Below are 12,974 nucleotides of genomic sequence, written 5' to 3'. Positions count from 1 at the left end.
GTAAGAAACTATCACCTTTCAACTTCGGTCCACTAATCGCACAACTCTCTTTAGACAAAATAGATGACTATTTTCAAAGTACATATTGTCTTCATTCTGACCAAAACCAACCCTATCTAGATTTTTATTTCCACATAACTTTAAGGCAAAAATAAGCCTTCACAAAGGGATACACTACATTGGTTAGTATGTATCGTAAAACTTACCTTTATAACCATTCTTTTTTACTAGATATACATGAAAACTATCTCACATATAAAGGTCTGATATCATTATTTATATCAGTATTTTTTTCGACATTTTTTGTCGAATTGTGTATATTTCCATAGAACTGTGTAAATATACATTTTGTTTTACGTTAAATAATATTGCTTTGAACATAATTCTGTTTGTCTGAGAACGCGTATAGAAACGGAGGGATAACAAAAATAAATAGCTTATAACAAATACTTTTAATATTCCATTTGTTCATGTGGAATAAGTCCCCAATGGACAAATGAATGTTCAGAGGAGGAAAAATGAAAAAACTTTTTAATGTATGTTTAATTGTATTCGTACTATTTTCGCAACTTGCTAGTTTTCCATACAATCAAGTAAGAGCGGAAACCTTAACAGGAGATTCCTTATTTGACACTGTTGAAATGAAAGATGCGACGAATCATATTATTGACGAATCAAAAAACCCTAACAATTTAATAAAGATAGGATCAACCATTCAAGTAGAATACGCTTGGTCAATAAAGGATCAACAAGTTGCACACGCAAATGATACAGCAGTAGTTCAAATACCACTTGCATTAAAAGTATCTAAAGATTTGCAAGGGGATTTAGTAACAGATCAAAAAAATATTGGTCAATATTTTATAACAGCTAAAGATAATAAATTAAAATTAATATTTAATGATCAAGTAGAAAATTTGAAAGACGCTAAAGGAAAAATTAAATTTGATACTGTGTTTAACTCAACTTTAAAACCTGGGGAAAAATCAGTTCAAATCGCTTTTCCTTTAGGAACAATGGTTCAGCCTATATCAGTTCCTGTTCAAGTAGAAAACTCTAAAGAAGATGGCACCAAACAGGATACTAATAAACAAGCGCAAGATCTAGTAGCTAAACCTGTTACTGACAATCCGGAGCAAGATCCAGCAACTGAAACTGTTACTGATAATCCGGAACAAAACCCAGCAACTAAAACTGTTACCGATAATCCGGAACAAAACCCAGCAGCTAAAACTGCCACTGATAATCTGGAACAAAACCCAGCAGTTAAAATTGCTACTGACAATCCAGAACAAAAGCTATCAAGCGACCCTGCTGAGAATACAAATTCAGGTCCAAAGCAAATAACAACAAACATTTTAACCGGTGTAAAGTTGACGGATAAAGACGGAAAACCATTTACAGAGGATAACCGTCCAAGTACAGATTCCCCTGCCAATATTGAGTTTACATGGGAACTTTTAAAATCAATGAATGTGAAAAATGGAGATTACTATATTTTTGATCTTCCTAAACATTTTAAGATTTACAATACAATTAACAGTCCTTTATATGATAGTGAAAACCATCAAATTGGTAATTTTACTGTTACAAAAGATGGAAAAGTCACGATGACATTCAACGATTATGTTGAAGAGCATCCAGATGTTGCTGGTAACCTACAATTAAAGACAGAATTTAATAAAGCTGAAATTAAAGGTACAACAACACAAGAAATTCCTTTCCCGATTAAAGATAAGGATGTTTCTATTACAGTTGACTTTAAGCCTAATGTACAAACAGCTACGAATAAAAAAGGATTACCTGATAGACCAATTAATACAAATGAAATTAATTGGAAAGTAGAGATGAACAAAACGCAAGACACCCTTAAAAACGCTATTTTTAAAGATAACATTCCACAAGGTACAAACTTAAATAAAGATTCTATTAAAGTTTATTATTTAGAAGTTGATGTTAATGGGAATGTAACGCGTGGTGCAGAAGCTGAGCCAACAGATTACAATATTATTTCATCAGATGGCTCAAAATTGGAGATTGCTTTCAAAGATTCTATCAATAAAGCATATCAAATCGAATATGCCACAAAAATTACTGATGAAAATATTAAAAGTTTCCGAAATAACGTTACGATAACGAGTGATAATCAAAAGCAACAAAACGCAAGCTCTACTGTAACGGTTTCTCGTGGTACACACTTAAATAAAACAAGTAAATATGATCCAAAGACGCAAACAATTGAGTGGACAATTACTTACAATGGTGATCAAAGAGAGATCAAAAAAGCAGATGCGATTTTAAAAGATATTTTTGACGATACACACGAACTAGATGCAAATTCTATTGTTGTAAAAAACGCTTCATATAATGAAAAAGGAACGCTTGTAACAGGAGACGCTGTTAATAATTACACTGTAAGTAACAAGAAGAATGGCTTCGATTTACAGTTTAATGATGATATTAATAGTGCTTATGTGATTACCTATAAAACCAAGCCAACTAATAAAGTTATAGAAGATGGAAAAGTAAAAAATAAAGTTACAGCTGATAATGATTCAAGTAAAGAAAATGAAGCTAGCTTCAAGCAGCAAAATATTATTAAATCTAATAATAAAGCTGAAACAAATTATAAAGACAAAACAACAACTTGGACAATTATAGTAAATAATAACAACTATCCATTAAACAACGCGATTATTACGGACACCTTTGATCATGGTGGATTACAATTAAAAGATAAGAAACTAGAAATTAAAGACGGAAATTATACCCTTCAAGCTGGGACTGACTATGTTTTAGATGTAACAGATAAAGGCTTCAAAATCACTCTTATAGGTACGTATCAGTCTAATATGACAAAGACATTAGTCGTAAAATATACGACAGACTTTGATTATACAAAGCTAGAAAGTGGTAAAACTTCATTTAAAAATACAGGTAACCTTTCTTGGATAGATACGGATTCTAATCCACAATCAAATAAAGTTGAAGCTAATTTCGATCCTGATACTTTCACAAAGGAAAATGGTTATAAATACGGTTCTTATAACGCCCAAACGAAGGAAATTACTTGGATAATAGGCTTTAACTATAATAATGTTGAGATTAAAGATCCTTATGTTATAGACGTCATACAAGATAAACAAAAGTTAGTGCCTGGATCCATTGAAGTGCGCGATATGATTTTAAATGGAAATCCTGATAATGCACAACCTGGTGATGCTGTACCAACTGAGAAATATGAACTTGAAGAACCTACAGAGGAAAATAAAAACACCCTAAAGGTTCATTTCAAACAATCAATTAATTCACCTTACTATATTATCTTTAAAACAAGCCTTGATGGTGAACTTATCCAAGGCACCTACAAAAACGAGGCAGATTTAAAAGATGGCTCTAAAATCGTAAACACCCTTACAGGTGACACTCAAGTAAATAAAGGTGGCAGCTTCGTTACTAAAAAAGCTGTGCAAGACGACAACTATATTAATTGGAGTATCGCAATTAACGAAAGCCAATCAACCATTGCAGATGCCGTTGTAACAGATGACCCAACCGAAAATCAGGTAATTGTGGAAGATTCATTCCACTTATATCCTACAATTGTTGATCCATATGGAAATTTAACAAAAGATACAGTAAACGAATTAAAAGAAGGAACAGACTATAAACTCAAAATAACAACAGACAATAATACCGGAAAGCAACATTTCGAAATTGCCTTCTTGAAAAAAATTGATCGAGCTTATATTTTAGAATATCGCTCACTTATTAATGCAGATGATAAAGAAAAAGTAAGTAATAAAGCGAAAATCACAGGCAATAAGTTGACAGTTAAAAACACAGAAACTACTGAAACGATTGAAGTGAGAATGTCTTCTGGTTCAGGCGGAGGATCTGCTACTAAAGGCCGTGGAAACCTTGAAATTATAAAGGTAGATAACGACAATAAGAACGCACTATTAGCTGGGGCAGAATTTACTTTATACGATCGTACAGGTAAAACTGTTATCCGTAAAATTACAACAGACAAAGACGGTATCGCTAAATTTAATAATTTAAAACGCGATAAATATTTATTAAAAGAAACAAAGGCTCCTGAAGGCTATGTAATTAGCTGGGATTTAAAACAAGGGAAAATTGTTGAACTTGGTACACAAGAGACTACAACATATAAACTTGCAAATAAGAAGTTTGTCGGTAAAGTAGTTTTAACAAAGTCTGATGACCTGAATAAAAACGTCACACTGCAAGGTGCCGTTTTCACACTACTTGATAAAGACAAAAAAATAATTTCAGAACACGAAAAATTAACAACAAATGATAAAGGACAAATTACTGTAGATAATTTAAAACCAGGAACTTACTATTTAAAAGAAATAAAGGCTCCTGAGCATTATCAATTAGATGATCGACTTATTGAATTTAAAATCGAGGAAAATCAAACAACAGTAATTAATAAAACGGCCCAAAACAGCTTAATTAGAGGCTCAGCTATCCTAACAAAAGTTGATAAAGAGGGTAATACTTTAGAAGGTGCTGTATTTAGTGTACGGGACCAAAATAACAAAAGAATTCCTGGTTATACCAAATTAACGACAAATGGTAACGGACAAATCGAAGCGAAAAATTTACTTCCTGGAGAGTACCAATTTGTTGAAGAGAAAGCACCTGAACATTATGAAATAGATAAAAAACCGCTTAAATTTACAATTGATAAAAGCCAACAGAAAGCACTTACTGTTACCGCGACAAATCACCTCATTAAAGGTGGTGTCACTTTAACGAAAGTCGATGATGTCGATGGCACTGCCCTTGAAGGTGCTGTATTTAAAATTGTCGATGCGAATGACGAGAAACAAGTAATTCGTGAAAATATAAAAACAGGTTCAGATGGAAAAGTTACCGTTAAAGATCTAGAGCCTGGTGTTTATAAATTTATCGAAACAGAAGCTCCTAAGGATTATACGTTAAGTACAAACCCTATCGAGTTTACAATTGATAAAAGCCAACAAACTCTTGCTACTGTTACGGCAAATAACAGCTTAAAAACCGGCGAAGTTGAATTATTAAAAGTTGATGAGTTTGGTGAGAAAAAACCACTAGAAGGTGCAGTATTCAAACTTGTCGATACAAATAATAATGACGTTTCCCCTCACACTAACTTAACTACTGATAAACACGGTAAAGTTAAAGTTAGTAACCTACGTCCTGGTACGTATAAATTTATTGAAATAGCCGCTCCTGAACATTACGTTTTACGAGCAGAACCTATTGAATTTACAATCGATAGAAGTCAGAAAGAAACTCTACTTGTGAAAGCTGAAAATGCTTTAAAACCAGGAGATGTTGAATTAACAAAAGTTGATGATATCGATGGTACGGCTCTTGAAGGTGCTGTATTTAAAATTGTTGATGCAAATGATGAAAAGAAAGTCATTCGCGAAAATGTAAAAACTGGTGCGGATGGTAAAGCTATCGCCACTGGCTTACGCCCTGGCGATTATAAATTTATCGAAGTAACAGCACCGAAGTATTACGACAAAAATACAAAACCAATTAAATTTACGATTACAGAAAGTCAAACAACTCAGGCTACTGTTACCGCTAAAAACAGCTTAACAAAAGGCGGTATTGAGTTAACAAAAGTGAATGCTGCAGATGAAAAGGAAACACTTGAAGGTGCAGTATTTAAAATCGTTAATAGAGATACTAATGAAGATGTTCGTACGGACCTTGTTACGAATAGTAACGGAATGCTAGTTGTAGATGACTTGCGTCCCGGTAACTATAAGCTTATCGAAACAAAGGCTCCTACTTATTACGATGTAAATGAAGAACCTATTGAATTTACAATTGAAAAGAGCCAACAAAAACTCATCCCTATTACTTTCAAAAATAGTTTAACGAAAGGAAAAGTTAAACTTATTAAAGAAGATGATGTGGAAAGTAGTAAAGCTCTTGCCGGCGCTGTATTCACATTGCAAGACGCAACTGGCAAAGAAATTATGAAAGATTTAACAACAGATGGTCACGGAGTATTAGTTATTCCTGATTTAGCACCAGGGGATTATCAATTTATCGAAACAAAAGCCCCTGAACATTATAAATTAGACAAAACACCTATTAAGTTCACAATTAAAAAAGGTAGTAAGGAAGATCTTCCTATCCCTGTTACTATAAAAAACAGTTTACTTACAGGTGGCGTCACTTTAACAAAAGTTGATGATGTTGATGGCACTACTCTTGAAGGTGCAGAATTTATAATCGTTGACGCTCATGATACTAAAAAGGTAATTCGCAAAGGTTTAACGACTGATACAAACGGTAAAATTACTGCTTCTGATTTACGTCCTGGAGACTATCAATTTGTTGAAGTGAAAGCTCCAAAAGACTATACCTTAAGCAAAGACCCTATTCCGTTCACTATCGAAAAAAGTCAAAAAGAGAATATTACTGTTACTGCTACTAACAGTTTAAAGAAAGGTGCAGTAACATTAACAAAAATCGATGACATCGATCGTACGATGCTCGAAGGTGCAATCTTTAAGATTGTGGATATGAATGGTAAGGACGTTCATACGAATCTTGTTACAGATAAAAACGGTAAAATTTCTGTTTCTCATTTACGCCCTGGAGACTATCAGTTCATTGAAACAATTGCTCCTGAGCACTATGTATTAGATGAAACAACGATTCCATTTACAATTGAAAGAAGTCAAACGAAAGAGATCAATGTTACAAGCAAAAATGCTTTAAAAAACGGTAGCGTTGAACTAACAAAGATTGACGATATTGATATAAATACAAAACTTGCTAATGCCGTATTTAATTTATTAGATGCAGACGGAGAGTTGGTTGAAGAAGGCTTAAAAACAAATGATGAAGGTAAAATTGTTGTTGAAAATCTACGTCCTGGTACGTATCAATTCGTTGAAACAATTGCTCCTGAACATTACGATTTAGATAAAAAACCTATCGTATTTACAATTAAAAAGAGCCAAACTGAAACTCTTCATGTCACTGCTACAAATGCTTTAACAAAGGGTGCAGTTAAACTTTCTAAAACAGATGATGTTGATGGCACTGTTCTTAAAGATGCAGTATTTAAAATTGTTAATATGAATGGTGATGTAGTTCATAAAGACCTTGTTACAAATGAACAAGGAATAATCGAAATTAACGACCTACGTCCTGGTGATTATCAATTCATCGAAACGAAAGCTCCGAAGCATTACGTTTTAGATGAAACACCAATCAAATTCACTATTGAAAAAGGACAGAAGAAAGCTATTTCTTTAACTGCTACAAATAGCTTAAAACAAGGTAGTATCGAATTACTTAAAGTTGATGATTTAAACAATCAAACAAAACTTGCCGATGCGGTATTTAATTTACTAGATCAAGATGGCAAAGTACTTAAAACAGATTTAAAAACAAACAGTGAAGGTAAAATCGTTATCGAAAACTTACGTCCTGGTACGTATCAATTCGTTGAAATAACGGCTCCTGAACACTATGATTTAGACAAAAAACCAATTATATTTACAATTGAAAAAAGCCAAAAAGATATTGCTACCGTTACTATGAAAAATAGTTTAACAAAAGGCGGCGTGGAACTTTCTAAAATGGATGACGTCGATGGCACTACTCTTGAAGGCGCAGTATTTAAAATTGTGGATATGAATGGCACCGTAATTCACAAAGAGCTTGTTACGAATCAACAAGGTAAAATTAGCGTTTCTGACCTACGTCCTGGTGATTATCAATTCATCGAGACAACGGCTCCGAAACACTATGATTTAAACAAAGAGCCAATTCCATTCACAATCACAAAGAGCCAAGCTGATCCTATCTCCGTTACAGCTACAAATAGCTTAACGAAAGGCGCTGTGGAACTTTCTAAAGTGGATGATGTAGATGGTACCGCTCTTAAAGATGCGATATTTAAAATTACTGATATGAATGGTAACGACATTCGCACTGAGCTTACAACAGATGTAGATGGAAAAATTTCTGTTTCTGATTTACGCCCTGGGGACTATCAGTTTATTGAAACGAAAGCTCCTGAACACTATAAATTAGATAGTAAACCTATTAAGTTTACAATTAAGAAAAGCCAAAAAGAAAAGCTCCAAGTTACTGCTACAAATAGCTTAACTGAGGGTTCTGTAGAATTAATAAAAGTGGATGATATAAATCCAGATACAAAACTTTCTGATGCAGTGTTTAACATCATTGATGCGAATGGTAAAATTGTTCGCACGGATTTAACTACTGATAAAGATGGGAAGATTTCTGTTTCTGATTTACGTCCGGGAGATTATCAGTTCATTGAAACGAAAGCTCCCACTGGCTATGATTTAAACGTTAAACCAATTCCTTTCACAATTACGAAAGGACAATCTCAGATTACCTCTGTTACAGCTTTAAATAGTTTAACAACAGGTTCAATTGAGTTAACTAAAGTTGATATTGATCACCACGGAACACTTGAAGGTGCCATTTTCAATATTTTAGACCAAGATGGAAAAGTAGTACGAGAAGGTTTAAAAACAGATGGGCATGGTAAATTAATCGTAAATGATTTGAAACCTGGTAATTATCAACTAGTGGAAACAAAAGCTCCTGAAGGCTATCAATTAGATGCATCACCAATAAGCTTTACTATTGAAAAAGCCCAAGCTTCACCACTACAAATTACAGTTTCAAATAAAAAAATTGAATCTTCTTCAGGTGGAGATGACAAGCCAGTTACTCCTCCAAATAAAGAAGAAAACAAAGGCAATGAGAAATCTGAGAAACACGAAAACGGAACTTCTGAAGAAACATCGAATAAAACAGATAACAAACAGCAAGATGATCAAAATACGGATAAACACCTTCCAAATACAGGTCATAAAGAAGACCCTACACAAACAGTAGGTATCGTTCTTCTACTAGCTGGATTATTAAGTATTTTAGCTACAAAACTCAAAAAAAATTATTAATAATTTTTTCACATCCAATCAATCTCTCAATTGATTGGATGTTTTTTTATACAAAAAGGACGATACATAAAGTATCGTCCTTTTAACGGGGTGAGGCTGCCCAAAAGTACGGAAAACCTTTGAACAGCCTCTTATTTTCATATGGATGCCTTACATATATCACTGATAATAATTATGAAATGCGGAAACATAATTACCATCAACTGATTCAAACATGAGAAATGAAACCCTACAGTGATTCCATTCCTCTACATAATCTAAAGTTTGGGTACACTAGATTCATGCAATGTAGGAGCTTTCAGAGTAGAAAGCGAACCTTCGTTTAAAATGATAGCATACATATCTCCCTCAAAAATATGCAAATATGCATATATCGTTTTTATTTCTCAATGTCAGAATATTGAAAAACAAAAGGCGCGAAGGTAAAATAAAGTCATTATCCGTCTTCTTTTGTCAGTCAGAGAGAATAGAAGAATAGGAGAGGAAAAAATGAGAAAATCATTGAAACAAAAAATAGTAAGCTCTTTGCTTGCTGTATCACTCGCTGTTAGCTTAGCTCCAATCGGGCAAGCGAAAGCGGATTCCACGTCAGAGGTTACACAAACTCCATCTATTACAAAACAGATTGATCCAAACCGCGCGATTGAACATGTTCGTTTCTTGTCTGAAACAATTGGTCCTCGCCCCGGTGGGACAAAATCTGAAGAATGGGCTTCTCGTTACATTGGTATGCAGCTTAAATCAATGGGCTATGACGTAGAATATCAACCATTTCAGGTGCCCGATCAATACGTTGGATTCATTGAATCACCACTATCAACAAAACGTACTTGGCAAGCTGGTGCTTCTCCTAATGCACTAATTTCTACAGAAGCTGTTACAGCTCCCCTTATCTTTGTTCAAGGTGGGACAAAATTAGAAGATATTCCAAATGAAGTAAACGGTAAAATTGTTTTATTTGAAAGAGGAACGACAGTTACAGACTATAATAAACAAGTTGAAAATGCTATTAGCAAAGGTGCAAAAGGTGTTCTTTTATACAGTTTAATTGGCGGACGCGGAAATTATGGACAAACCTTCAATCCCCGCCTAACGAAAAAGCAATCTATCCCTGTCTTTGGTCTTGCTTATGCACAAGGAAATGCATTTAAAGAAGAAATCGCTAAAAAAGGGACAACAATTCTTTCCCTAAAAGCGAGACATGAATCTAAATTAACATCTCTAAATGTTATCGCCAAAAAGAAACCAAAAAAGAGTACAGGTAATGAAAAAGCAGTCGTTGTAAGCTCGCACTATGATAGTGTTGTCGGAGCACCTGGCGCAAATGATAATGCTTCTGGAACTGGATTAGTATTAGAACTAGCTCGTGCTTTTCAAAATGTAGAAACTGATAAAGAAATTCGCTTTATTACCTTTGGTTCTGAAGAAACTGGATTACTTGGTTCGGATTATTACGTGAATAGTCTATCCCCAAAAGAACGCGACCGTATTTTAGGTGTCTTTAACGCCGACATGGTTGCAACAAATTATGATAAAGCAAAGAATTTATACGCTATGACACCTGATGGCTCTACAAACTTTGTAACAGACGCTGCCTTGCAAGCAGGTAAACAACTAAATAATGAACTCGTCCTACAAGGTAAATTCGGTTCTAGTGATCATGTTCCATTTGCTGAAGCTGGTATTCCTGCTGCTCTATTCATTTGGATGGGTGTCGATAGTTGGAATCCATTAATCTATCATATTGAGAAGGTATACCATACACCTCAAGATAACGTATTAGAAAACATTTCGCCTGAACGAATGAGAATGGCATTAGACGTTATCGGAACAGGAGTTTATAACTCGCTTCAAAAACCTGTTCCTCAAACTGAACAGAAAGCTGCTTAATCATTTAAAAGACCACTGATTTTATCAGTGGTCTTTTATTGAGAAAAAATATATATGCATAAAAGCATATTTTATCCTACCCATTATCGTATACAATATTAATTGTAACAAAAACGATTACAACTAATAAGGAGGCTTTTTCTATTATGAAAAAAATGATTTTAGCAGGTGCATTAACTTTAGCAGGAATTACTGGAGCTACTGCGTTTATCCCTGAAACAAAAGTCGCTGCTGCCGCTCAAGAACAAAGCTTTACAAAATTTTATTCTTTGCAAACTGGAGGTAGTTCTGAACAAGAACCTATTTTCCTTCAAAAAGGACAAGAACTAACAATTCATCCTAACAGCAAAACTCCTAGTTACAGTGTTTATGACTCAAATCATAACCTTATTGGACGTTATTCTGATGGTTACGGCCGAATTTTCACTGCAAAAACAGATGGAAATATGTATGTTCAATTTCATGCACCTTACGTTTACTATAGTCCTGTTAGTTTTTCTGTTACTTATACTATTCAATAGAAAAGAGGTCCTTTATAGGACCCCTTTTATTTCTCTTCCCAATTCACTTTTACAAATCCATCTTTTACTTTTAATCCGCTTATATTCAATACATATTCTTCATTTGCTTTTAAAGTAACTGTAAAAGTACCTTTTTTCGATTCACAAATTTCCTTTAACTCTTTTATACCTTCTCCTTGTCTTTCATACACACTAAAACATAAGTTCCCTCGTTTTGCATCTGTCTCATAAGAAAATGTCACTTCTGTATCCTTTTCATATTGAAATTTAATATCCTTACCGGCAATATCCCATGATGAGAATTTTGCCTCGTAACTTGTTTTCCCTTGCTTCTCATTTTCTAAATATATATCTCCTGCTCTCCACGCATCATCTAACGTTTGTGCAAAAGTAAAACCACTAAGTAATACAAACATTGTACTTGCCAATATCGCAACTAATGTTACTTTCTGTTTTTTAACAAAATTCACCTTACATTCTCCTTCAACCTTCTTTTTACTTCTTCTTACCATATATAATAAAAATCCAATAAAGAATGGCAATATAACTGCTAAAATACTCCATCCTTTGCTCATTTGATGTGCTTTAGCATCTGTATATACCCATGATGCAACACATATTAAAAGTGCTATAAAAGCCAAAAACATTGTAATTCCAGCTATCTCAAATACTACAAATGGATTAGCGAACTCTATCATGTAATTTATACTCCTTCTTTAAAAATGACTGTATTACAACATATATCGGAATGTATACGTGCATCATAATCAAACTTGCTATCAGCATAGGAGTTTTATGATCCAAATGAGTGATAAATTGTTCTATAACAATTGTTAACAAAACAATCCAAATGGCATGAATACTAATTAGCCACCTCTTCTCTAACTTCTGAGCCTTTCGCACACCCTGCTTCGTGTTATTGATTAGCTCTTCGCTTGGAATTATCTCTCCTGCTAAACTGCTCTTTATTTTCTGTTCAAGTTTATCTTCCCTCATGAACGAACCCCTCCAAATGTTCTCGCATTTTCTTTTTCCCATAATTAAGCCGATACTTTACCGTACCAATTGGTATATTTAATATTTCACTCATTTCCTTGTAAGAATATTGTTCATAGTAATAGAGTACGAGTACCGTTTTATATTTTTCATTTAATAACTGTATAACTTCCCGTATCATTTCGGCTTCTACCTTTTGAATGATTTCCTCTGATATATTCACATCATCTACAAACTCTACTTCTCCACCACCTTCTTTATGAAATAAATCTAATACGCGATTTTTCCATCTTTTCTTCTTGCGGTAAAAGTCATAAAATGTACGAACGCAAATTGTAGTAATCCACTTTTTATAATTATCCACATAAGAAAGTTGGTGCCTTGATGAAAAAACCTTTATCCACGTCTCTTGAAAAATATCTTCCGCATCTTCTTTCGTTTTCGCTAATTTATAGCATAAGGAATATATTTGCTTCTTATATATATCAATTAATTCTTCTATCTTTTCTTCCATCATAAGCCTCCTAACATTTACATAAGACGACGCAAATTCCCCTTTTGTTTGATAAAATTTTAT

The 12,974-nt window shown here is 33.8% G+C and carries 6 protein-coding genes; 3 read left to right on the top strand and 3 right to left on the bottom strand.

The features are described from left to right. Positions 1–518: 518 nt before the first annotated feature. The 3 genes from ACTFRH_RS18980 to ACTFRH_RS18970 all read left to right on the top strand — a co-directional run bounded on the left by ACTFRH_RS18980 (position 519) and on the right by ACTFRH_RS18970 (position 11,401). A complete protein-coding gene (locus ACTFRH_RS18980) occupies positions 519–8,990 on the top strand; it encodes a SpaA isopeptide-forming pilin-related protein (RefSeq protein ID WP_000732761.1) in 8,472 nt (2,823 codons plus the stop codon). A gap of 489 nt (positions 8,991–9,479) precedes the next feature. After that, complete coding sequence (locus tag ACTFRH_RS18975) at positions 9,480–10,880, top strand: M28 family metallopeptidase (protein ID WP_001232221.1); 1,401 nt, start codon at positions 9,480–9,482, stop codon at positions 10,878–10,880. Positions 10,881–11,026: 146 nt separating this feature from the next. Then, entirely contained in the window at positions 11,027–11,401 is a 375-nt protein-coding gene (locus tag ACTFRH_RS18970) for a hypothetical protein (RefSeq protein ID WP_000738221.1), read from the top strand. Between the two features lie 26 nt (positions 11,402–11,427). On the opposite strand, the gene ACTFRH_RS18965 is transcribed toward ACTFRH_RS18970, so the two are convergent. Genes ACTFRH_RS18965 through ACTFRH_RS18955 form a run of 3 tightly spaced genes read right to left on the bottom strand, consistent with a single transcriptional unit; the run spans position 11,428 to position 12,911 of the window. Continuing rightward, positions 11,428–12,099, bottom strand: a complete 672-nt coding sequence (locus ACTFRH_RS18965) for a hypothetical protein (protein WP_000568891.1) — start codon at positions 12,097–12,099, stop codon at positions 11,428–11,430. Beyond that, positions 12,083–12,397 carry a hypothetical protein gene (locus tag ACTFRH_RS18960; protein ID WP_001206382.1) on the bottom strand — a complete coding sequence of 105 codons (315 nt, stop codon included), beginning with the start codon at positions 12,395–12,397 and terminating at the stop codon, positions 12,083–12,085. Before ACTFRH_RS18960 ends, ACTFRH_RS18965 begins: the two co-directional genes overlap by 17 nt. Beyond that, complete coding sequence (locus ACTFRH_RS18955; RefSeq protein ID WP_002164261.1) at positions 12,384–12,911, bottom strand: RNA polymerase sigma factor; 528 nt, start codon at positions 12,909–12,911, stop codon at positions 12,384–12,386. The genes ACTFRH_RS18960 and ACTFRH_RS18955 overlap by 14 nt, the downstream gene beginning before the upstream one ends. Positions 12,912–12,974: the final 63 nt, after the last annotated feature.

The sequence above is a fragment of the Bacillus cereus group sp. MYBK216-1 genome, from assembly GCF_051916495.1.
GTDB lineage: Bacteria > Bacillota > Bacilli > Bacillales > Bacillaceae_G > Bacillus_A > Bacillus_A thuringiensis_K.
The sequence above is the reverse complement of the archived record's forward strand: the minus strand, read 5'-3'. Positions and strand labels throughout refer to the sequence as shown.